Genomic DNA, 20,572 nt, shown 5'->3' with positions numbered 1-20,572 from the left:
CGCGATTCGATTTCCCTGCACCAGGAGCCGTAATGAGTACCCCGTCCAAACTGTCCCAGCTGCGCGAACTGTCGGTGGTTGTCGCCGATACCGGTGACTACGACGCGATCAAGCGCCTGCAGCCGGTGGATTGCACCACCAACCCGACCCTGGTGAAGAAGGCACTGGACCTGCCGGTCTATGCCGAGCTGATCGAACGCGAACTGGCCTGGGGCCGCCAGCAGGACGGTGATCGCGAAGCGGTGGTGCACGCCGTGGCCGACCGCCTGACCATCGGCGTCGGTGCGCTGCTGAGCACGCTGGTGCCGGGCCGCGTGTCCACCGAAGTGGATGCCGACCAGGCCCACGACACCGAGGCCACCGTGGCCAAGGCCCGCCAGTTCATCCAGATGTACGCCGATGCCGGCGTGCCGCGCGAGAAGATCCTGATCAAGATCGCCGCGACCTGGGAAGGCGTGGAAGCCGCGCGCATCCTGCAGGCCGAAGGCATCGACTGCAACCTGACCCTGATCTTCAACCCGACCCAGGCCCTGGCCTGCAGCGAAGCCGGCGCGTTCCTGATCTCGCCGTTCGTTGGCCGCATCCTGGACTGGTACGTGGCCAACGGCCAGACCCCGGCCACCATCGACGAGGACCCGGGCGTGAAGTTCGTGCGTGGCGTGTATGCCGAATTCAAGCGCCGCGGTTCGCCGACGGTGGTGATGGGCGCCTCGTTCCGTTCGACCGCGCAGATCGAAGCGCTGGCCGGCTGTGACCGCCTGACGATTTCGCCGGACCTGCTGGAAAAGCTGGATGCCGACCACGGCGAGCTGCCGCGCAAGCTGGTGGCCGCTGCGGCCGACGGCGTGGCGGTGACCCCGATCGACGCGGCGAAGTTCGCAGCGGATCTGGCGGCCGACCCGATGGCGACCGAGAAGCTGGCCACGGGTATCGATGCGTTTGCCAAGGATCTGCAGGCGCTGCGCGAGCGGATCCGTTCGGAACTGTGATTGCGGCGAACGGCTGAGCCCCTCGTGGCGGGGGGTGTAGAGTCGAGCTTGCTCGACTGACTGCAAGAGCAACAGCCGCGCTGGGTCGGGCGGGTTGGGTTCGCGGGAGACGCCGTGAATCCATCCTTGGAGGCTTGGCCGCCGCTTGCTCGTGTGCGCTGTCCTGCGCACACGGCAAGACCGGGGTTGGGCGTCCTGCCCAACCCGCCCGAGGCATGCCTCGGGCCCATGCGGCGGACACTCCCGCGAACCCAGCCCGCCCGCCCTCTGACAGTTTCCTGTGGCCGCCCGTCACGGAAGAAAGAAAGAAGAGCAACCGCGGGTCGCGCGCTTCGCTTGCTCGCAGCCGAGCATGGCTCGGCTCTACAAGAGCACTGCAGAACCAAAGAAAAAGGACGCGGCGAAGGCCGCGTCCTTTTTTCTTTTCCATCCGTTCGTCAGAAACCCAATGCTCTTGCCCACCGTCACCGGGAAACTGTCGAAGGCAGGGCGGGCACAGATAGCGGGACCGTCCACGGCATGGATGCCGTGGCCGAGCCCCCATGGACGGGTTTACGGCGTGTCCCGCCATCTGTGCCCGCCCTGCCAAACCGATGAAAACCCAGAGCCGCTTTGGCTTTGGCTTTGGCTTCTGCCCGCCGCAGGCGGACCTCCGCGCGTCAGCGCGGCGCCCCGACATCCAGCCCGATCGGGCAGCTCACGCCGGTGCCACCCATCCCGCAATACCCGTTCGGGTTCTTCGCCAGGTACTGCTGGTGGTAATCCTCGGCGTAGTAGTACGCCGGCGCCGGGTACACGATCTCGGTGGTGATCGGCCCGTAGCCGGCTGCGTCCAGCTGCGCCTGGTAAGCCTCGCGGCTGGCCAGCGCCGCCGCGTACTGCGCCTCGTCGGAGGCGTGGATCGCCGAACGGTACTGGGTGCCCGTGTCGTTGCCCTGGCGCATGCCTTGGGTCGGGTCGTGGCTCTCCCAGAACAGCTGCAGCAGCCGCTCCAGACTCACCACCGCCGGGTCGAACACCACCTGCACCACCTCGGTATGGCCGGTCAGGCCCGAGCAGACCTCTTCATAGGTCGGGTTCGGGGTAACGCCGCCGGCATAGCCGACCGAGGTGCTGTACACGCCCGGCTCGGTCCAGAACCTGCGCTCAGCGCCCCAGAAGCAGCCCAGCGCGAAGCGGATCTGCTGCAGGCCGGCAAAACGGTCCTTCAGCGGATGGCTGTTCACGAAGTGCTGGTTGCTGTGCAGCGGCAGCGGCTGGTCGCGCCCCGGCAGCGCCTCTTCCGGCCGCGGCAGGCGCTGCTTGAAGGCCCCGATGCCGAGGATGCCCTGGCTGATTCCCAACATGATGCGCTCCTACGCCGGCTGTCCGGCCCAATCGTCTGCATCGGAAATGGGGTCGGATGGGCCCTGGCCCAAGTCCAGCGCGGCCACGATGTCCTCCGCCTGCGGCCGTGCCACGTCGGGGATGCCGACCCGCAGTACGCCGAACAACGGCAGCTCGCCCATGCCGCCCAGCAGCTGCTCGCCGAACACGAACGCGGGGATGCCGGCATCCTCCAGCGCGTGCTTGACCAGGTGGGCGTCGAACAGATTGTCGGCCTTGTACACGATGTGCATGGGCGGCTCCTCGGGACAGGGGTCCAGCATACGCCCGGGGCCTGAATGCCGGCGGTGAGTTCGCCGGCCAGCGGCCGGCGCTACCAGAAGATGGGGGTAGTGCCGGCCGCTGGCCGGCAACCGCAGACGCCACCGGGCAGCCCCGCCCCTGACGCGCTAAACTGTTGGTCTTTCTGCCTTTCTCTTTCGCCGACTCATGTCCGAGCACACCCCCGCCAGCCCCGAGACCCCCGCCGACAGCCACGAGAAGCGCGATTTCATCCGCCAGATCGTGCGCGAGGACCTGGCCAGCGGTAAGCACCAGGCGATCAAGACCCGCTTCCCGCCCGAGCCGAACGGCTACCTGCACATCGGCCATGCCAAGTCGATCTGCCTGAACTTCGGCCTGGCCGGCGAGTTCAGCGGCGTCTGCAACCTGCGCTTCGATGACACCAACCCGGCAAAGGAAGACCCCGAGTACGTAGCCGCCATCCAGGACGACGTGCGCTGGCTGGGCTTCGAGTGGAACGAGCTGCGCCACGCCTCGGATTACTTCCAGACCTATTACCTGGCCGCCGAGAAGCTGATCGAGCAGGGCAAGGCCTACGTCTGCGACCTGTCGGCCGAGGAAGTGCGCGCCTACCGCGGCACCCTTACCGAGCCGGGCCGCCCGTCGCCGTGGCGCGACCGCAGCGTCGAGGAGAACCTCGACCTGTTCCGCCGCATGCGCGCGGGTGAGTTCCCCGATGGCGCGCGCACCGTGCGCGCGAAGATCGACATGGCCAGCGGCAACATCAACCTGCGCGATCCGGCCCTGTACCGCATCAAGCATGTCGAGCACCAGAACACCGGCAACGCGTGGCCGATCTATCCGATGTACGACTTCGCGCATGCACTGGGCGATTCCATCGAGGGCATCACCCACTCGCTGTGCACGCTGGAATTCGAAGACCACCGCCCGCTGTACGACTGGTGCGTGGACAACGTCGATTTCGCCCATGACGATGCGCTGACCCAGCCGCTGGTCGACGCCGGCCTGCCCCGCGAAGCGGCCAAGCCGCGCCAGATCGAGTTCTCGCGCCTGAACATCAACTACACGGTGATGAGCAAGCGCAAGCTGATGGCGCTGGTCACCGAGCAGCTGGTGGACGGCTGGGAAGACCCGCGCATGCCGACCCTGCAGGGCCTGCGCCGCCGCGGCTACACCCCGGCGGCAATGCGCCTGTTCGCCGAACGCGTGGGCATCAGCAAGCAGAATTCGCTGATCGATTTCAGCGTGCTCGAAGGCGCGCTGCGCGAGGACCTGGACAGCGCCGCCGCGCGCCGCATGGCCGTCATCGATCCGCTGAAGCTGGTGCTGACCAACCTGGACGAAGGCCACGAAGAGCAGCTGACCTTCAGCAACCACCCCAAGGACGAAAGCTTCGGCAGCCGCCAGGTGCCGTTCGCCCGCGAGCTGTTGATCGACCGCGAGGACTTCGCCGAAGTGCCGCCCAAGGGCTGGAAGCGCCTGGTGCCGGGTGGCGAAGTGCGCCTGCGCGGTGCCGGCATCATCCGCTGCGATGAAGTGATCAAGGATGCCGACGGCACCATCACCGAGCTGCGCGGCTGGCTGGATCCGGAATCGCGTCCGGGCATGGAAGGCGCCAACCGCAAGGTCAAGGGCACCATCCACTGGGTCAGCGCCGTGCACGCGGTGCCGGCCGAGATCCGCCTGTACGACCGCCTGTTCTCGGTGCCCAACCCGGACGACGAGTCGGAAGGCAAGACCTACCGCGACTACCTCAACCCGGAATCGCGCCGCACCGTCACCGGCTATGTCGAGCCGGCCGCGGCCAGCGCCACCCCGGAACAGTCGTTCCAGTTCGAGCGCACCGGCTACTTCGTCGCCGACCGCCGCGACCACACCGAAGCCAAGCCGGTGTTCAACCGCAGCGTGACCCTGCGCGACACCTGGTCGGCCTGAGGACCTGCGCGGGCGCCGGGATGGCGCCCGCACACCGCCGACAATGATCACCGCCCTCTCCGCCCTGCTCTGGTTCACGTCGCAGCATCCGCTGCTGACGTTCTTCGCAGCGATGGTGCTGGCCGGGCTGGTCTCGTGGTGGCGGCGCGCGCCCGGCTACGCCATCGTGGTGTTCCCGCTGGCAATGCTCAACATCTTCCTCGGCAGCTTCCTCAATGCCACGTTCCTCAATGCGGTGGGCGAGCGCGGTGAAGCGGTGATCGTCAACGCCGAGGAAACCAACTCCACGCTCAACGAACAGTACATCTGGCGCTATGAAGCGGTGCTGCACACCGCCGAGGGCCGCGATGTGGAGGTGGTGTTCCATACCAACACCGCCTCGTTGTGGCCGCTGGAGAACACCATCCGCATTCCGGCGCGCGAGCAACCGTTCGTGGTGAAGTACACGCCGGGTTTCCCGCGCAACTTCGTCATCCTCACCAATGAATCACCGCACGGCATCGCCCAGGCCCGCGCACGTGCGCGCGAACGGGTGGACGTGGCCGCGCGCAAGCTGCATTTCAGCCCGGACAACGCCGGGTTCCGCGCCGACTATCGACGCGAGCTGGAAAGATGGCTGCGCGAACACGGCAACGACCCGCAGCAGCAGTCCGAGGCGCAGCGCTATCGCGCCGAACTCGACGCCCTTCGCTGATGCCAGGCACCGCCTGGCTGTCCACCCACCGCTCCAGGCAGGCCCTTGAACATGACCGCTTCCGCCAATGCCCTTCTTCCGCTGCTGCAGCAGGTGCTGCTGGGCCGTGACATCGCCTGCTCGGTCGACGGCGACGAACTGGTGCTGGACAGCGGCCTGCGCCTGAGCCCGCACCCGGTCGGCGCCGAGCCGCGCGACGGCAACGGCGGCTGGCAGACGTCCACGGTGATCGAGGCCCGCCACCCGGAGCTGTTTGCCGATGGCCTGTTCGAGTACCAGCACGCCGCCGGTGAAAGCCAGAAGGAGGCCACGCTGTCCGGCTTCGAGAACTGGGTGCGGGTGGACCTGGCCACCCTGCAGGCCGCCATCGGCGCCGACGATGCGCCGGAACTGCAGATGCTGACCCTGCGCTATGGCGCCGAGGAGACCGGAACCCCGCTGGCACGCGCGGTGGTGCTCGGCCCGCTGGCCCATTACCGCGGCGAGCCTGCCGACAACGCCGCCGCCTGCAGCGAGGACGACCATGGCTCCTGCCCGTGCTGCCTGTTCACCCAGAGCCTGGACGCCTTCAACGAACTGCTCAAGACCCGCCAGTTCCTCGGCATCCGCCTGTTCGCCTCGCGCGATGCCGACGGCCAGTGCGAGGCCGACTGCCGGGTCAACGGCCATGACTTCCCGGCCGCCCTGCCCCTGCTGCGCGCCTATGCCGCGCGCTGGCCGCAGGCGGGGTTGGAATTCCGCAAACAGTACGTTGTCGTCCGCAACGACATCGAAGATTGAGTGGATACCCCCGCTGCACCCTGGTGCCGCTACACTGCGCGCCGGTTTCCGAACCGCCCGCACCTCTCCCTGGCCATACGAGGCACCCCGCGATGCTGTACGCGCAAGTCCACCTGACCCTTCCTGCCTGGATCCACGACCAGATCGACCTGGACCGTCGCTATCCGGGCGATGAGGCCAAGGTCGCGCTGGCCATCGAACTGTCGCGGCTGAACGTCGAGCACGCCAGTGGCGGCCCATTCGGCGCGGTGGTGTTCGGGCCGGAAGACAAGGTGATCGCCGCCGGCGTGAACCGGGTGATGCCGCATGCGACCTCGCTGGCGCATGCCGAGAACATGGCCTACATGCTGGCCCAGCAGCGCCTGCAGACCCCGCGCCTGAACGCCGTGCTGTCGCCGGTCACCCTGGCCACCAGCTCGCAGCCGTGCTGCCAGTGCTATGGCGCGACCGTGTGGGCCGGCATCGATCGCCTGCTGATCGGCGCCAGCGCCGCCGATGTGGAAGAACTGACCCCGTTCGACGAAGGCCCGTTGCCCGCCGATTGGGTGGGTGAACTCAACAAGCGTGGCATTGAAGTGGTGCAGGGCCTGAACCGCGATGACGCCCGCAGCGTGCTGCGTGCCTATGGAGAAAGTGATGGCGCCCGTTACTGAGGCCGGCATCGGCCTGCTGTGCCTGTGCCGCCAGGGCTTCGAGCCCGAGCTGGCCGGCGAACTGCAGTTCCGTGCAGGCGAAGCCGGTTTCGCCGGCTATGCGCGCACCCAGCGCAACGATGGCTACGTGCTGTTCATGTGCGACGAAGCCGCCGCACTGGCCCCGCGCCTGCGCTGGCGCGAGCTGATCTTCGCGCGGCAGAAGCTGGTGGTGCTGGCCGAACTGCCGCAGCTGGACCCGGCTGACCGCATCACCCCGATGCTGGAGGTGCTGGCCGATGCGCCGCGCTTCGGCGACCTGTGGGTCGAGCATCCTGATTCGGATGCCGGCAAGCCGCTGTCCGGGCTGGCGCGTGCGTTCGGCAATGCCTTGCGCCCGGCGCTGCGCAAGGCCGGCAAGCTGACCGACAAACCCAATGCGCGCCTGCCGCGCCTGCACGTGGTGTTTGTCGACGGCACCCATGCCTTCGTCTGCGTGGCCGACCCGGCCGACAGCGCACCGTGGGCACTGGGCATTCCGCGCCTGAAGCTGCTGCCCGAAGCGCCCTCGCGCTCGGCGCTGAAGCTGGACGAAGCGCTGCTGACCCTGCTGACCCCGGAAGAACGCGAAACGCTGGCAAAGCCCGGCATGCGTGCCGCCGACCTGGGCGCCGCACCGGGTGGCTGGACCTGGGTGCTGACCCGCCAGCACATGCACGTGCTGAGCATCGACAACGGCCCGCTGCGCCAGCATGTGCTGGACACCGGCCTGGTCGAGCACCTGCGTGCCGATGGCTTCCACTGGCACCCGGAGCAGCCGCTGGACTGGATGGTCTGCGACATGGTCGAGCAGCCGCGGCGCGTAGCCGAGCGCATGGCCACCTGGTTCCGCGAAGGCTGGTGCAGGCACGCGATCTTCAACCTGAAGCTGCCCATGAAAAAGCGCTGGGACGAGACCCGACTGTGCCTGGACCTGTTCCAGGAGCAGGCCGGCAAACCGCTGGTGGTACGTGCCAAGCAGCTCTACCACGACCGCGAAGAGATCACCGTACTGGCCTCGCCGCTGCGCTGAGACACGACGTCCGCCGGGCATGGCCCGGCGCTACCGGGAACACGCGCCATGAACCATCGACTGATTCCACTCCTGATGGCCCTGCTGCCGGCGGCTGCATCGGCGCAGGTGGCCGTGCCGCAGCCGGCGCAGAGCGCACCGCTGCGCGACGACAGCGGCGTGGTCCGCCAGCAGTCACTGGCCAGCGGCCGGGTCACCGGCAGCGTCGACATCACCGTGCCGCTGGGCGAAACACCGGTGACCGTGCGCTCGGTCAGCCCAGCCAGCGTGGTCGGCCAGTACCGCATCCACTTCGCCGCGTTGGATGTGGACGGCGATGGCTTCATCAGCCGCGAAGAAGCACAAGCCAACCCCGCGCTGGCCGATGAATTCACTTCGCTGGACGTGAAGCACCGCGGCAGGCTGGACCGCACCGACCTGGCCGGCTGGCTGGCTGATTGATCCGATTCACACGCGCCAACCAAGGTTGGCGACTACCGCGCTACGCGCTCGCCGGGCATGGCCCGGCGCTACCGGGGCGTCCCACGGCATGACCTGCTGTTGGTAGCTGCCAACCTTGGTTGGCATCACGCGCGCCAACCAAGGTTGGCGCCTACCGGGCATTCCGCTTAGACGCCGGCGGCGCGTTTCCAGAAGGCCTGCACCAGCGGCGGCCACTTGCCGACGCAGCCCAGCGCGCGGCCGCGGGCCAGGGTCAGGTGCATCTCGTCGTTGGAGAACAGGCGGTTGATCGCATCGAAGCTGTAGGCGGCGATGTGGTTGTCGCTGCGCCGTTCGCGTGCCCAGCGCTGCAGGCGCTGCGGCGACAGACGCGGCTGGCCACGGCGTTCGGCCGACGGTGCCAGCCACTGCTGCAGGGCGGCGACATCGCGCAACCCCAGGTTCACGCCCTGCCCGGCCAGCGGGTGCACCACGTGCGCGGCATCACCCAGTGCCAGCACGCGGCCGGCCACGTAATGACGGGCCAGCTGGCGACGCAGCGGGAACGCCGCACGCGGCGAGGCCAGGCGCAGTTCGCCCAGGCGCGCAGCGAAGGCACGGGTCAGTTCGCGATTGAAGGCGGCTTCGTCCAGCGCCAGTACGCGCGCGGCCTCGTCCTCGGGCAGGGTCCAGACGATCGAGCTGCGGCGCTCGGCCACCGGCAGCAGGGCCAGCGGCCCGCCCGGCAGGAAGCGCTGCCAGGCCGTGGCCTGGTTGGGCAGGTCGCTGTCCACATAGGCCACCACGCCGCGCTGGTGGTAATCGTGGTGCTCGACCTCGATCCCGGCCCGCTGGCGCAGCGTCGATTCGGCCCCATCGGCAGCCACGGCCAGTGCAGCATCCAGGCGACGGCCATCGTCCAGGCGCAGGCGCACGCCGTCGTCGTCCTGTTCCAGCGCCTCCACCCGCGCCGGGCAGTGCAGCTGCACGCCAGCGGCCGGCAGCGCCGCCCACAGGCGGTCCTGCAGCAGCCCGTTCTCGACGATGTAGCCCAGCTCGCGGCGGCCGAAGCGATCGGCATCGAACACCAGGTCCTCGCCACCGGCTGCATCCCACACCTGCATGCGCCGGTACGGCCAGGCACGGGCCTGGGCAATCGCCGGCCACACGCCGAGGCGCTGCAGCAGCTGTACGTTGTCGGCAGCGAAGGCGAACACGCGCAGGTCAGGCTGTGCAGCCTGCCACCGCGACGGCTCGCGGCCTTCGACCAGGGCGACCGAGAGGCCGGCATCGGCCAGCGCCAGCGCACAGGCGGCACCGACCACGCCGCCGCCAACGACGGCCACGTCCAGACGCATGCGGCGGCTCATGCGGCCTCCCCACGGCACAGGCGCGGCACGTCACCGCGGAAACCCATCGCGCCGCCGACCAGCATCGACTGCACCGACGCGCGTTGCGCGGCGACCAGGCCCAGGCTGCGCAGCGGCCGCAGCAGCGGCGCCGGGTTGCTGGTCAGCCGGGCCAGGCCACCGGAGAACGCCACCGTCTGCCGGCGGTCCTCTTCGCGGCGGGCCACGTAGGCCTGCAGCAGGGCATCGCTGCCGGCATCGGCGGCGCCGTCTTCCAGCAGCTCGGCCAGGGTCAGCGCATCACGCAGGCCCAGGTTGAAACCCTGCGCCCCCAGCGGATGGATGGTCTGCGCCGCATTGCCCAGCAGCACCGTGCGCTGTCCGGCCAGCGCGCGCGCCAGCACCTGGATGAGCGGGTAGGCAGTGCGCGGGCCTGATTCAAGCAGGCGGCCGGCACGCCAGCCAAGCGCGCTCTGCAGGCGCTGCAGCCAGGCCGCATCGTCCAGCGCCATCACCGCCTCGGCCTGGTCGCGGGCCACGCCGTGCACGCAGCCGAAATGGCGGTCGCCGCGCGGCAGCAGGGCCGTCGGCCCGGTGTCGGTGAAGCGCTCCCAGGCACTGCCATCGGGCGCGCGCTGGCTGCGCACGCGTGCGACGAACAGGGTCTGCTGGAAGTCATCCCGGTCAACCTCGATGCCCAGCGCGCCGCGCACGCCACTGGCGGTGCCATCGGCGCCGACCACCAGCCGTGCCTGCAGGACGCGCTCGCCGCTCTCGTCGGCCACGCGCACCTGGCGGTGGCCGTCGACCACCTCGCCCAGGCCAAGGAAGCGCATCGGCCGGTAACGGTGCAGGCGCGGCAGTTCCTGCAGGCGCGCTTCCAGCGCCTGGCCGAAATCGCGCGCCACCACCACCTGGCCGAACCAGGGCCGGTCGTAATCGGCCGCATCGAGCTGCACGCGGCCGAAATCGCCGGCCCGGCTGACATGGATGCGCCGGATCGGGCCGGGCGCCATCGCCAGCTTCTGCATCACCCCCAGCGCGGTCAACGCGTTGACGGTGGCGGCGGCGAAACTGAGATTGCGCTGGTCGAACACCGCCGGCAGTTCGCCGGTCGGGCTGGCCTCGATCAGGCCCACGTCCAGGCCCAGCCGGTCCAGGGCGATGGCCAGGCTGGCTCCCACCAGGCCGCCACCGACGATCAGCACGTCATGTCGTTCACTCATGAGCCAATGATACGCGCTCGCTGCCGAACCCTGCGCCGACCCGCGCGGCGGGCTAGAATGAAAGCTGAATCCGCTCCGGGCCCGCTGCCATGTCCGACACCGCCAACCGCGCCTTCGTCCTTTCCGTGCTTGTGCTGTTGCTGGCGGCGACCCGGGTCAACCACTTCGCGGCCATCCCCGATGCGTCGTGGGCAGTGTTCTTCATCGGTGGTTTCTACCTGGCGCGCTGGACGCGCTGGGCGTTCCCGCTGCTGATGGTCTTCGCCGTGCTGGTGGACTGGATCGTGATCCGCAGCAGCGGGCTGGATTTCTGGCAGCACTACTGCGTGTCGCCCGGTTACTGGCTGCTGCTGCCGGCGTACTTCTCGCTGTGGGCCGGTGGCCTGCTGCTGGGCCGCAACTACCATGGCGCGCACTGGTCGACCCTGGCCAAGGGCGTGCTGCTGCTGGTGGCCTCGGTGGCGCTGTGCCACCTGCTGGCGCAGGGCGGCTTCTACTGGACCACCCGCAATGTGGCCGAGCCGACCGTGGCCGGCTGGGCGCAGAACTACGCACAGTGGTTCGGCCCCTACCTGCGCACCACCGCCCTCTACGTGGCGCTGGCCGCCGCCCTGCAACTGGCCGTGGAGCAGGTGCTGAAGCTGCAGCAGGCCCGCCGCGACATCCACCACTGAGCGATCGTATGGGCCACCGTCTTTCGCGCATCTACACCCGCACCGGCGATGACGGCAGCACCGGCCTCGGCGATGGCAGCCGGGTCGGCAAGGACGACCTGCGCGTGGCCTCGTACGGCACGGTGGACGAAGCCAATGCCGCCCTTGGCCTGCTGCTGGCCGCCGCGCTCCCCGACGACGTGCGCGCGCTGGTGGTCCACCTGCAGCACCAGTTGTTCGACCTGGGCGCCGAACTCTGCGTGCCCGGCCACGCCGCCATCCATGCCGCCGACATCTCGGCGCTGGAACAGCAGCTGGACCACTACAACGCCGACCTGCCGATGCTGAAGGAATTCATCCTGCCGGCCGGCGGCGAAGCGGCCGCGCGCTGCCACCTGGCGCGCACCATCGTGCGCCGTGCCGAGCGCGAGACCGTCGCCCTGGCGCGGGTGGAAAGCGTGCGCAGCGAGGCGCTGCAATACCTCAACCGGCTGTCGGACCTGCTGTTCGTGCTGTCGCGGGTGCTGGCCCGCGCCGACGGCCACGGCGAGGCCCTGTGGCAGCCGCAGCACCGGCAGCGCTGACCCCCGATGCTGGTCTATACCCACCCCTCCTGCCTGCTGCACGATCCCGGCCCCGGCCATCCCGAATGCCCGCAGCGGCTGCAGGTGGTGCTCGATGCGCTGCACCAGGCCTTCCCCGGCCAGCTGGAATGGCGGCAGGCACCGCCCGCCAAGTTCGGTGAACTGAGCCGGGTACACGACAGCGCCCTGCTCGACTTCGTGCTGCAGCCGCAGACCACGCCGCTGCGCCAGCTGGACATGGACACCTGGACCTCGCCCGGCTCGGCCAGTGCCGCCGTGCACGCCGCCGGCGCCGGCGTTGCCGCCGTCGATGCGGTGATGCTGGGCGATGACCCCTTGGCCTTCTGCGCGGTGCGCCCGCCCGGCCACCACGCCACCAGCAGTACGGCGATGGGCTTCTGCCTGCTCAACAACATCGCCGTGGCCGCCGCCTACGCCCGCGACCGGCATGGGCTGGAACGCATCGCGGTGGTGGACTTCGACGTCCACCACGGCAACGGCACCCAGGACATCTTCCAGCACGACGCCCGGGTGTCGTACTACAGCACCCACCAGGCCGGGCTGTTCCCCAATTCGGGCCTGCGCCGCGACCGTGGCGCCGGCAACCTGATGAACATCCTGTTGCCGCCGGGCAGTGGCGGTTTCCGCTTCCGCAACGTCTGGGCCGACGAGATGCTGCCGGCCATCGACGATTTCCGCCCGCAGCTGCTGCTGGTCTCGGCCGGCTTCGACGCGCACCTGCGCGATCCGCAGGCCGACCTGATGCTGGAAACCGACGATTTCGCCTGGATCACCCGTGAACTGCATGCGCTGGCACGCCGCCATGCCGCCGGCCGCGTGGTATCCATGCTGGAAGGTGGTTACGACCTGCAGGCCCTGTCCGAGTGCAGCGTGGCCCATGTGCGGGCCTTGCTGGACGGGGCCAACGGGCCACGGGCTGGATGAACCCGAGCCGGTCCCGGGCCGGGACCTTCATTGCCCCTATGCAGCGGATGGGGCAATCTACCGTCCGTTTTCGCCCGAATCCGAACCGCGTGCGCCGAGCCCTCCGCCTGCTTCCCCTGCCCCTGAGCATCGCCGTCTGCCTTCCCGCGATGGCCGATGACAAGCCGCTCAACTGGGGCCTGTGCCCGGCGACCGAGGTGATTCCCGCCTTCACCGATGCGCCCACCCCGGTACCCGGGCAGGACAAGGCCGCCGCCAGCGCCGAGCGCGAGCAGCAGCCCACCGACATCGAGGGCGACCAGCTGCTGGGCACCACCACCGTGCCGCAGTACCAGGGCAACGTGGCGCTGCGCCGTGGTGACCAGTTCGTCGGCACCGACAAGCTCAGCTTCGACACCGACAGCGGCAACTACATCGCCGACGGCAACGTCCGTTACCAGGACAGCTCCATCCGCATGGTGGCCAAGCGCGCCGAAGGCAACCAGGAAAGCGATACGCACAAGATCACCGACATCCAGTACCAGCTGGTGTCGCGCCGCGGCAACGGCGATGCCGAGTCGGTCGACCTGCAGGGCGCCGTCGGCCAGATGCACCGTTCGACCTATACCACCTGCGATCCCTCGCAGCCGGTGTGGAAGCTGTCCGCGCCGGAAATCGAAGTGGACAACGACGAAGGCTTCGGCACCGCCCGCAATGCCGTGCTGCGCATCGGCAAGGTGCCGGTACTGTGGGCACCGTACTTCAAGTTCCCGATCGACGACCGCCGCAAGACCGGCCTGCTGTTCCCGCAGCTGGGCATGTCCGGCCGCAACGGCTTCGACTACACCCAGCCGATCTACCTGAACCTGGCGCCGAACTACGACGACACCCTGATGCCGCGCTACATGAGCCGGCGCGGGCTGATGCTCGACAACGAGTTCCGCTATCTCTACAACGGCGGCCGCGGCGAGCTGCTGACCAGCTACATCCCCAACGACAAGCTGCGCGACATGGACCGCGGCCGGGTGATGTTCAACGGTTACCACAACGTCGACGCCCATTGGCAGGCGCGCGCGAACCTGGCCTGGGTCAGCGACGAGCGCTACATCGAGGACTTCGCCAACCGCCTGGTCGGCGTCACTGCATCGAACCTGCAGAGCACCATCGGCCTGTACGGCACCGGCCAGGACTGGACGGCCGGCATCATGGCCGACCGCTGGCAGCTGACCGATTACACGCTGACCGAATCGGCACTGGCCTACAACCGCCAGCCGCGCGTGTATTTCAACTGGGACAAGTCGCTGCTGCCGTGGGTGGAAACCTCGCTGTACGCCGAGGCAGTGCGCTTCACCCACGATGACATCAACCTGAAAACCCAGAACAGCGACGGCGAGTACGTGCGCACCGGTGAAGTGACCCGCATGTATGGCGGTTCGCGCCTGGACATCAAGCCGTCGATCTCGTTCCCGATCAGCGGTGCGGCCTGGTATGTCACCCCGACCCTGGCCTACCGCTACACGGCCTACCAGCTGGACCGCGGCCTGGCCGACAGCATCCGCAGCACCGTGCTGGCATCGCAGAACGTGGATACGAGCACGCTGACCGCCGATCAGCTGCGCGGCAACACCTCGCCCACCCGCAGCCTGCCGATCGCCAGCCTGGATGCCGGCCTGTTCTTCGACCGCGACACGAAGATCGGCGGCAAGTCGTTCCTGCAGACCCTGGAACCGCGCCTGTTCTACCTGCGCACGCCGTACCGCAACCAGGACGACCTGCCGATCTTCGACACCCGCGACTTCACCTTCAGCTGGGGCCAGCTGTTCCGCGATTCGCGCTATACCGGCGCCGACCGCCAGAACGACGCCAACCAGCTGACCCTGGCCCTCAGCACCCGCTTCATCGACCAGACCACGGGCAAGGAACGCTTCTCGGCGTCGATCGGCCAGATCCAGTACTTCGACGAATCGCGGGTGACCGTAACCCCGGGCGGTGCCCCGGTGGAAGAGGGCAAGTCGGCCTGGATCGCCGATTCGAACTACATGATCAACGACCGCTGGACCCTGGGTGCCACCTACCAGTGGGACCCCAAGTACAAGCGCGAGGATCTGGCCAGCGTCCGTGCCCGCTACCTGATGTCCAACGACGGCGTGGTCAACCTGAGCTACCGCTACCGCATCAACGCCGGCGCGGCGGCCAATGCCACCAAGGAAGAGCGCACCCTGCTGGAACAGGCCGACCTGTCGTTCCTGTACCCGCTGAACGAGCGCTGGAGCCTGGTGGGCCGCTACTACTACTCCATCCAGGACAGCAAGCCGCTGGAAATCATCGGCGGCGTGCAGTGGGACAGCTGCTGCCTGGCGGTACGCGCCGTGGCCCGCCGCTACGTGCGCAACCGCGAAGGTGAACTGAACAACTCCATCCAGCTCGAGTTCGTACTCAAGGGCCTGAGCTCGCTGGGCCAGGACACGGACCGCACCCTGCGCCGTGCTATCCTCGGGTACAACCGCGACGACCTCTACCTCGTGCCGCCCAGCAACACCGGGGCGACCCGGGACGACTACGATCCAAACCAGATCCCATGACCAAGAGCTTCCCCGTCCTACTCGCTTCGCTGCTGGCGGTGTCCAGCGTGTCCGCCCCCCTGCAGGTCATCGCCCAGGAGGCCCAGCCGCTGGACCGCATTGCAGCCATCGTCGATGAGGACGTGGTCCTGCAGAGCGAACTGGATCGTGCGATCAGCAACATCAAGGCCCAGTACGCCGGCCGCGAGAACCAGCTGCCGCCGGATGACGTGCTCAGCCGCCAGGTGCTCGAACGCCTGGTGCTGGTGAAGCTGCAGGTGGCCCGCGCCCAGGGCAGCGGCATCCGCATCAGCGACCAGGAACTGAACCAGGCGATGAACTCCATCGCCCAGCAGAACGGCTCCAACCTGGACGCCCTGCGCCAGCGCCTGGCCCACGACGGCATTGATTTCAATGATTTCCGCGCCTCGGTGCGTGACGAGATCACCGTGCAGCGCCTGCGCCAGAGCTTCGCCCAGAGCCGCATCAGCGTCAGCGAGGGCGAGGTCGACGCCGCCCTGAAGCAGCAGGCCACCGCCGGCAACCAGTACCACCTGGCACACATCCTGGTGGCCCTGCCTGACGGTGCCACCGCCGACCAGATCGCCACCGGCCAGAAGAAGGCCGAAGGCGTGAAGGCCCTGCTGGACAAGGGCGAGCTGGACTTCAACGCGGCCGCCGTGCGCTATTCGGACAGCCCCAACGCGCTGGAAGGCGGCGATCTGGGCTGGCGTTCGCTGGACGAAATCCCGGCCGCCTTCGCGCAGATGATGCAGCAGATGAAGGCCGGCGACGTGGTCGGCCCGATCCGTGGCCCCAGCGGCTTCCAGCTGCTGAAGCTGGTGGAAGTGCGTGATGCCACCGCGGCCGCCGGTACCCACACCGTCACCGAGTTCCACGGCCGCCACATCCTGGTGCGCGTGGACGACAACCAGACCGACGCGGCCGCCAAGGCCAAGATCGATACCCTGCGTGCCCGCATTGCCGGCGGCGCCGACTTCCAGGCCGTGGCCAAGGAATCCTCGGAAGACACCAACAGCAAGGGCCAGGGCGGCGATCTGGGCTGGTTCCCGGCCGATGCCTTCGGTCCGGCGTTCGGCCAGCAGGTCGAGGGCATCGCCGATGGCGGCGTCAGCCAGCCGTTCCGTACCGATGCCGGCTGGCACATCGTGCAGCGCGTGGCCACCCGCCAGACCGACGTGACCAGCGACAACCAGCGTGCCCAGATCCGCGAGACCATCGGCCGCCGCAAGCTGGAAGAGGAATACAACCGCTTCCTGCAGGAACTGCGTGGCGAAGCCTACGTCAGCTTCCGCAGCGGTGACCGCGCGGAGAACACCGCCACCCCGCCGCAGCCCTGACCGATGCGCCCCGAGCTCGCTCTGGTACCGGGCGAGCCGGCGGGGATCGGCCCGGAGCTGTGTGTCCGCCTTGTCCAGCAGCCGCGTGATGATTGCCGGCTGCTGGCCTTCGCCGACCCGGATACCCTGCGCGCGGCCGCAGCCGCGCTGAAGCTGCCTCTGCAGCTGCTGCCCGAGGATGCCGAGGCCCGCCTGCCCGGCGATCTGCGCCTGCGGGCCCTGCCCAATACCACCCCAAGCCACTTCGGCCAGACCGACCCTGCCAACGCGGGCGCGGTGATCGGTGCGCTGCTGGCGGCCGGCCAGGCCTGCCTGTCCGGCGAACTGCACGGCGTGGTCACCGGCCCGGTGCACAAGGCGGTCATCAACCAAGGCGGCATCGCCTACAGCGGCACTACCGAACTGCTGGCCGACCAGGCCGGGGTGAAGGTGGTGATGATGCTGGCCAACGACATCGTGCGCGTGGCCCTGGCCACCACCCACCTGCCCCTGCGCGAGGTGGCCGATGCGATCACCGCCCCCAGCCTTGAACACACCCTGCGCACCGTGCACGCCGCACTGCGCCGCGAATTCGGCCTGCCCGCACCCCGCATCGCGGTGCTCGGGCTGAACCCGCATGCCGGCGAAGACGGCCACCTCGGCCGCGAGGAACTGGATCTGGTCATCCCGCTGCTGCAGCGCCTGCGCGCGGAGGGCATGGACCTGGTCGGGCCACTGCCGGCCGATACCGCCTTTCTGCCGGCCAAGCTGGCCGGCTTCGACACCGTGCTGGCCATGTACCACGACCAGGGCCTGCCGGTGCTGAAGTATTCCGGCTTCGAACAGGCCGTGAACCTGACCTTGGGCCTGCCCTACCCGCGCGTGGCCGTCGACCACGGCACCGCGCTGGAGCTGGCCGGGCGTGGCATCGCCGATCCTTCCAGCCTGCAGGCCGCAACGACACTGTGTGCGCGGCTGGCCCGGCAACGTACACTGAGCGCATGAATTCCCCGCATTCCCCCTCCGGCCCGGTGTTCACCGCCCCGGCCAAGAAGCAGCTTGGCCAGCATTTCCTGGCCGACCGCCACTACATCGACAAGATCGTGATGGCGGTCAATCCCAAGGACGGTGACCGTCTGGTCGAGATCGGCCCCGGCCAGGGCGCGATCACCCTGCCCCTGCTGCGCGTGCACCCGAAGCTGACGGTGATCGAGTTCGACCGCGACCTGATCGCGCCGCTCACCGCCGCCGCCGAACCGCTGGGCGAGCTGACCATCATCCAGAGCGACGTGCTGCGCGTGGATTTCACCGCGCTGGCCGCCGGCCAGCCGATCCGCCTGGTCGGCAACCTGCCCTACAACATCTCCTCACCCATCCTGTTCCACGCGCTGGAGCACGCCGCGGTCGTCCGCGACATGCACTTCATGCTGCAGAAGGAAGTGGTGGACCGCATGGCTGCCGGCCCGGGCAGCAAGGTGTATGGCCGCCTCAGCGTGATGCTGCAGGCCTACTGCCAGGTGACCTCGCTGTTCGTGGTGCCGCCCGGCGCGTTCCGGCCGCCGCCGAAGGTCGATTCGGCCGTGGTGCGGCTGGTGCCGCGTGACCCGGCCAGCGTCAACATCAACGACCACAAGCGCTTTGCCGACGTGGTCAAGGCCGCCTTCGGGCAGCGCCGCAAGACCCTGCGCAATGCGCTCAACAACGTCGTCAGCGCCGAGCAGTTCGTCGCCGCCGGCGTGCGCCCCGATGCCCGTGCGGAACAGCTGGATGTGGCTGAATTCATCGCTTTGGCCAATGCCTCCTGATTACACTGCCGGTATGGAAGACGCTGACGTTTACGCAATTACTGTCGAGGTTGCCCCGCGCTTCCTCGACGACCAATCCGCGCCGGAAGACGGCCGCTATGCGTTCGCCTACACGATCCGCATCCTCAACCAGGGGCGCGTTGCCGCGCGCCTGGTCGCCCGCCACTGGCGCATCACCGATGCCAACGGCCGCGTCGAGCATGTCGATGGCGACGGGGTGATCGGCGAACAGCCGCGCCTGCGCCCGGGTGAAGACTTCCGTTACACCTCCGGTGTCATGCTGGGTACCGACCACGGGACCATGCAGGGCCACTACGACATGGTTGCCGATGACGGCACCGAATTCGCCGCGCCGGTCGCACCTTTCGTGCTGGCCGTGCCGCGTACCCTGCACTGACACGGAGGCCGGACGATGAGTGTGTGGGCGATCGGCGACCTGCAGGGCTGCTACGACGTAACCCAGCGGCTGCTGGAAAAAATCCGCTTCGACCCGGCGCAGGACACCCTGTGGTTCTGCGGCGATCTGGTGAACCGCGGCGGCCAGTCGCTGGAAACCCTGCGGCTGGTGCATTCTCTGCGCGAACACAGTGTTGTCGTGCTGGGCAACCATGATCTTTCGCTGCTGGCCGTCGGTGCCCGCACCGAAGAGGAACAGCGCAAGGTCAACCCGGACCTGCTGCGCATCGTGCAGGCCGAAGACCGCGACGAACTGCTGGACTGGCTGCGCCTGCAGAAGCTGGTGCACGTGGACCGCGAGCTGGGCTGGATGATGGTGCATGCCGGCCTGGCGCCGAAGTGGACCACGCAGATGGCCGAGAAGCATGCGGCTGAAGTGGAAGTACAGCTGCATGGTGCAGGCTACCGCAAGCTGTTCCGCAACATGTACGGCGACAAGCCGAGCTGGGCACCCAATCTGTCCGGCTACGATCGCTCGCGGGCAATCATCAACGTGCTCACCCGCATGCGCTACTGCACCCCGCGCGGGCGTATCGGCATCGAGGACAAGGGCACGCCTGGCACGCAGGAACAGGGGCTGTACCCCTGGTTCGAAGTGCCGGGCCGGGTCGAGCGCGATCTGAAGGTGGTCTGTGGCCATTGGTCGGCGCTGGGCCTGACCATCACCCAGGGCGTGCACGCCATCGACACCGGTGCGGTGTGGGGCGGCAAGCTCACCGCCCTCCAGCTCGACACCGACGACCTGCGCGTAGTGCAGGTGCAGGGCCGCGATGTGCCGGCCCCGGTGGCCAATGCGCGCCCGCCGGCACGCCCGGCGCCGCCGCGTGCACCTGCGGAACAGGCCAGGGAAGGCAGCAACGGCCAGCCAGCCGCCCCGGGCAACCGTGGTCCGCGTCGTCGACGACGCCGTGGTGGTGGCGGCGGTGGTGGCGGTAACGGCAACAGCGCACCGCCGCAGGGCTGATACGTTCAACGCGGTCTTGAAGAGCAACAGCAGTCGAGCATGGCTCGACTCTACAGACAGCGATGGTCAGCGGCGCACGTAGTGCACGAAGCGGAACGCGTAGGCATGGCGCGCGTCAGCCGGGTGCGGCTCGCTGCTGGTTTCCTGCCAGAGGCCCGGGTCCACCTCGGGGAAATGCGTGTCAGCCGGCACTTCGGCATCCACCCAGGTCAGGTACAGGTCGCTGGCTTGGTCCAGCAGCTGGCGGAAGATCTCGCCGCCGCCGATGATGCACAGCTCAGCAGCGCCCTCGCCTTCGGCAATGGCCTTCGCCTCGTCCAGCGATGCCACCGCCCGCATGCCCTCGAACGGTACCTGGCCGCTGCGGGTCAGCACCAGATTGGTCCGCCCCGGCAGCACGCGGCCGATCGATTCGGCAGTCCTGCGCCCCATCAGGATCGGCTTGCCCAGGGTGAGCGCCTTGAAGTGCTTGAAGTCGTCCGGCAGGTGCCAGGGCATCGCATTGCCCTGGCCGATGCCACGGTTGCGATCCAGCGCCACGATCATCGACAGCTTCATT

The 20,572-nt window shown here is 68.5% G+C and carries 21 protein-coding genes; 16 read left to right on the top strand and 5 right to left on the bottom strand.

What is annotated here, in order from left to right; translation table 11 throughout:
- The first annotated feature begins 32 nt into the window (after window positions 1-32).
- A complete protein-coding gene (locus tag VER16_RS03880; protein ID WP_324805547.1) occupies window positions 33-989 on the top strand; it encodes a transaldolase in 957 nt (318 codons plus the stop codon).
- Between the two features lie 659 nt (window positions 990-1,648).
- Here VER16_RS03880 and msrA read toward each other — a convergent pair.
- Together msrA and VER16_RS03870 are read right to left on the bottom strand one after the other, a co-directional pair.
- Window positions 1,649-2,314 carry a peptide-methionine (S)-S-oxide reductase MsrA gene (msrA, locus tag VER16_RS03875; RefSeq protein ID WP_324805585.1) on the bottom strand — a complete coding sequence of 222 codons (666 nt, stop codon included), beginning with the start codon at window positions 2,312-2,314 and terminating at the stop codon, window positions 1,649-1,651.
- A gap of 30 nt (window positions 2,315-2,344) precedes the next feature.
- Complete coding sequence (locus VER16_RS03870; RefSeq protein WP_324805546.1) at window positions 2,345-2,608, bottom strand: DUF2007 domain-containing protein; 264 nt, start codon at window positions 2,606-2,608, stop codon at window positions 2,345-2,347.
- 196 nt (window positions 2,609-2,804) lie between these two features.
- Here VER16_RS03870 and VER16_RS03865 point away from each other — a divergent pair, with 196 nt between their 5' ends.
- The 6 genes from VER16_RS03865 to VER16_RS03840 all read left to right on the top strand — a co-directional run bounded on the left by VER16_RS03865 (window position 2,805) and on the right by VER16_RS03840 (window position 8,172).
- Complete coding sequence (locus VER16_RS03865; RefSeq protein WP_324805545.1) at window positions 2,805-4,553, top strand: glutamine--tRNA ligase/YqeY domain fusion protein; 1,749 nt, start codon at window positions 2,805-2,807, stop codon at window positions 4,551-4,553.
- A 43-nt stretch (window positions 4,554-4,596) separates the two neighbouring features.
- Window positions 4,597-5,247, top strand: coding sequence for a hypothetical protein (locus VER16_RS03860; RefSeq protein WP_324805544.1), 651 nt, complete (start codon window positions 4,597-4,599; stop codon window positions 5,245-5,247).
- 51 nt (window positions 5,248-5,298) lie between these two features.
- Window positions 5,299-6,027, top strand: a complete 729-nt coding sequence (locus tag VER16_RS03855) for a DUF6348 family protein (RefSeq protein ID WP_324805543.1) — start codon at window positions 5,299-5,301, stop codon at window positions 6,025-6,027.
- Window positions 6,028-6,119: 92 nt separating this feature from the next.
- Window positions 6,120-6,680, top strand: a complete 561-nt coding sequence (locus VER16_RS03850; RefSeq protein WP_324805542.1) for a nucleoside deaminase — start codon at window positions 6,120-6,122, stop codon at window positions 6,678-6,680.
- Window positions 6,664-7,731, top strand: coding sequence for a 23S rRNA (cytidine(2498)-2'-O)-methyltransferase RlmM (gene rlmM, locus VER16_RS03845; protein WP_324805541.1), 1,068 nt, complete (start codon window positions 6,664-6,666; stop codon window positions 7,729-7,731). The genes VER16_RS03850 and rlmM overlap by 17 nt, the downstream gene beginning before the upstream one ends.
- Before the next feature lie 48 nt (window positions 7,732-7,779).
- The gene (locus VER16_RS03840; protein ID WP_324805540.1) at window positions 7,780-8,172 is read left to right on the top strand and encodes an EF-hand domain-containing protein; all 393 of its coding nucleotides are present in this window, start codon (window positions 7,780-7,782) and stop codon (window positions 8,170-8,172) included.
- 167 nt (window positions 8,173-8,339) lie between these two features.
- Here the strand turns inward: VER16_RS03840 and VER16_RS03835 are convergent, their stop codons facing one another.
- Complete coding sequence (locus VER16_RS03835; protein ID WP_324805539.1) at window positions 8,340-9,521, bottom strand: UbiH/UbiF family hydroxylase; 1,182 nt, start codon at window positions 9,519-9,521, stop codon at window positions 8,340-8,342.
- On the bottom strand, window positions 9,518-10,726 hold the full coding sequence (ubiH, locus tag VER16_RS03830; protein ID WP_324805538.1) for a 2-octaprenyl-6-methoxyphenyl hydroxylase: 1,209 nt from the start codon (window positions 10,724-10,726) through the stop codon (window positions 9,518-9,520). Before ubiH ends, VER16_RS03835 begins: the two co-directional genes overlap by 4 nt.
- 89 nt (window positions 10,727-10,815) lie before the next feature.
- Here ubiH and VER16_RS03825 point away from each other — a divergent pair, with 89 nt between their 5' ends.
- From VER16_RS03825 to VER16_RS03785, 9 genes are all read left to right on the top strand, one after another.
- Window positions 10,816-11,400 carry a hypothetical protein gene (locus VER16_RS03825; protein ID WP_108758827.1) on the top strand — a complete coding sequence of 195 codons (585 nt, stop codon included), beginning with the start codon at window positions 10,816-10,818 and terminating at the stop codon, window positions 11,398-11,400.
- 8 nt (window positions 11,401-11,408) lie between these two features.
- The gene (locus VER16_RS03820) at window positions 11,409-11,963 is read left to right on the top strand and encodes a cob(I)yrinic acid a,c-diamide adenosyltransferase (RefSeq protein WP_108758826.1); all 555 of its coding nucleotides are present in this window, start codon (window positions 11,409-11,411) and stop codon (window positions 11,961-11,963) included.
- 6 nt (window positions 11,964-11,969) lie between these two features.
- Window positions 11,970-12,908 carry a histone deacetylase family protein gene (locus tag VER16_RS03815; protein WP_324805537.1) on the top strand — a complete coding sequence of 313 codons (939 nt, stop codon included), beginning with the start codon at window positions 11,970-11,972 and terminating at the stop codon, window positions 12,906-12,908.
- 89 nt (window positions 12,909-12,997) lie between these two features.
- Window positions 12,998-15,469 carry an LPS-assembly protein LptD gene (gene lptD, locus VER16_RS03810; protein WP_324805536.1) on the top strand — a complete coding sequence of 824 codons (2,472 nt, stop codon included), beginning with the start codon at window positions 12,998-13,000 and terminating at the stop codon, window positions 15,467-15,469.
- Window positions 15,466-16,809 (top strand): peptidylprolyl isomerase, encoded by a 1,344-nt coding sequence (locus tag VER16_RS03805; RefSeq protein ID WP_414716016.1) that lies wholly within the window; start codon window positions 15,466-15,468, stop codon window positions 16,807-16,809. The genes lptD and VER16_RS03805 overlap by 4 nt, the downstream gene beginning before the upstream one ends.
- 3 nt (window positions 16,810-16,812) lie before the next feature.
- A complete protein-coding gene (gene pdxA, locus VER16_RS03800) occupies window positions 16,813-17,793 on the top strand; it encodes a 4-hydroxythreonine-4-phosphate dehydrogenase PdxA (protein ID WP_324805535.1) in 981 nt (326 codons plus the stop codon).
- On the top strand, window positions 17,790-18,593 hold the full coding sequence (gene rsmA / locus VER16_RS03795) for a 16S rRNA (adenine(1518)-N(6)/adenine(1519)-N(6))-dimethyltransferase RsmA (protein ID WP_324805534.1): 804 nt from the start codon (window positions 17,790-17,792) through the stop codon (window positions 18,591-18,593). The genes pdxA and rsmA overlap by 4 nt, the downstream gene beginning before the upstream one ends.
- 13 nt (window positions 18,594-18,606) lie before the next feature.
- Window positions 18,607-18,990, top strand: a complete 384-nt coding sequence (apaG, locus tag VER16_RS03790) for a Co2+/Mg2+ efflux protein ApaG (protein ID WP_324805533.1) — start codon at window positions 18,607-18,609, stop codon at window positions 18,988-18,990.
- Between the two features lie 15 nt (window positions 18,991-19,005).
- On the top strand, window positions 19,006-20,013 hold the full coding sequence (locus VER16_RS03785; protein ID WP_324805532.1) for a symmetrical bis(5'-nucleosyl)-tetraphosphatase: 1,008 nt from the start codon (window positions 19,006-19,008) through the stop codon (window positions 20,011-20,013).
- Between the two features lie 66 nt (window positions 20,014-20,079).
- On the opposite strand, the gene VER16_RS03780 is transcribed toward VER16_RS03785, so the two are convergent.
- Complete coding sequence (locus VER16_RS03780; protein ID WP_324805531.1) at window positions 20,080-20,571, bottom strand: dihydrofolate reductase; 492 nt, start codon at window positions 20,569-20,571, stop codon at window positions 20,080-20,082.
- Window position 20,572: the final 1 nt, after the last annotated feature.

The sequence above is a fragment of the Stenotrophomonas sp. genome, from assembly GCF_035634915.1.
Classification (GTDB): Bacteria; Pseudomonadota; Gammaproteobacteria; order Xanthomonadales; family Xanthomonadaceae; genus Stenotrophomonas.
This window is presented reverse-complemented; position numbering and strand designations above follow the sequence as displayed.

Bases quoted from the DNA above. Each gene is read 5' to 3' on its own strand.
- VER16_RS03880 (WP_324805547.1), top strand. From the start codon at position 33: ATGAGTACCCCGTCCAAACTGTCCCAGCTGCGCGAACTGTCGGTGGTT.
- VER16_RS03870 (WP_324805546.1), bottom strand. From the start codon at position 2,608: ATGCACATCGTGTACAAGGCCGACAATCTGTTCGACGCCCACCTGGTC.
- VER16_RS03865 (WP_324805545.1), top strand. From the start codon at position 2,805: ATGTCCGAGCACACCCCCGCCAGCCCCGAGACCCCCGCCGACAGCCAC.
- VER16_RS03860 (WP_324805544.1), top strand. From the start codon at position 4,597: ATGATCACCGCCCTCTCCGCCCTGCTCTGGTTCACGTCGCAGCATCCG.
- VER16_RS03855 (WP_324805543.1), top strand. From the start codon at position 5,299: ATGACCGCTTCCGCCAATGCCCTTCTTCCGCTGCTGCAGCAGGTGCTG.
- VER16_RS03850 (WP_324805542.1), top strand. From the start codon at position 6,120: ATGCTGTACGCGCAAGTCCACCTGACCCTTCCTGCCTGGATCCACGAC.
- rlmM (WP_324805541.1), top strand. From the start codon at position 6,664: ATGGCGCCCGTTACTGAGGCCGGCATCGGCCTGCTGTGCCTGTGCCGC.
- VER16_RS03840 (WP_324805540.1), top strand. From the start codon at position 7,780: ATGAACCATCGACTGATTCCACTCCTGATGGCCCTGCTGCCGGCGGCT.
- VER16_RS03835 (WP_324805539.1), bottom strand. From the start codon at position 9,521: ATGAGCCGCCGCATGCGTCTGGACGTGGCCGTCGTTGGCGGCGGCGTG.
- ubiH (WP_324805538.1), bottom strand. From the start codon at position 10,726: ATGAGTGAACGACATGACGTGCTGATCGTCGGTGGCGGCCTGGTGGGA.
- VER16_RS03825 (WP_108758827.1), top strand. From the start codon at position 10,816: ATGTCCGACACCGCCAACCGCGCCTTCGTCCTTTCCGTGCTTGTGCTG.
- VER16_RS03820 (WP_108758826.1), top strand. From the start codon at position 11,409: ATGGGCCACCGTCTTTCGCGCATCTACACCCGCACCGGCGATGACGGC.
- VER16_RS03815 (WP_324805537.1), top strand. From the start codon at position 11,970: ATGCTGGTCTATACCCACCCCTCCTGCCTGCTGCACGATCCCGGCCCC.
- VER16_RS03805 (WP_414716016.1), top strand. From the start codon at position 15,466: ATGACCAAGAGCTTCCCCGTCCTACTCGCTTCGCTGCTGGCGGTGTCC.
- pdxA (WP_324805535.1), top strand. From the start codon at position 16,813: ATGCGCCCCGAGCTCGCTCTGGTACCGGGCGAGCCGGCGGGGATCGGC.
- rsmA (WP_324805534.1), top strand. From the start codon at position 17,790: ATGAATTCCCCGCATTCCCCCTCCGGCCCGGTGTTCACCGCCCCGGCC.
- apaG (WP_324805533.1), top strand. From the start codon at position 18,607: ATGGAAGACGCTGACGTTTACGCAATTACTGTCGAGGTTGCCCCGCGC.
- VER16_RS03785 (WP_324805532.1), top strand. From the start codon at position 19,006: ATGAGTGTGTGGGCGATCGGCGACCTGCAGGGCTGCTACGACGTAACC.
- VER16_RS03780 (WP_324805531.1), bottom strand. From the start codon at position 20,571: ATGAAGCTGTCGATGATCGTGGCGCTGGATCGCAACCGTGGCATCGGC.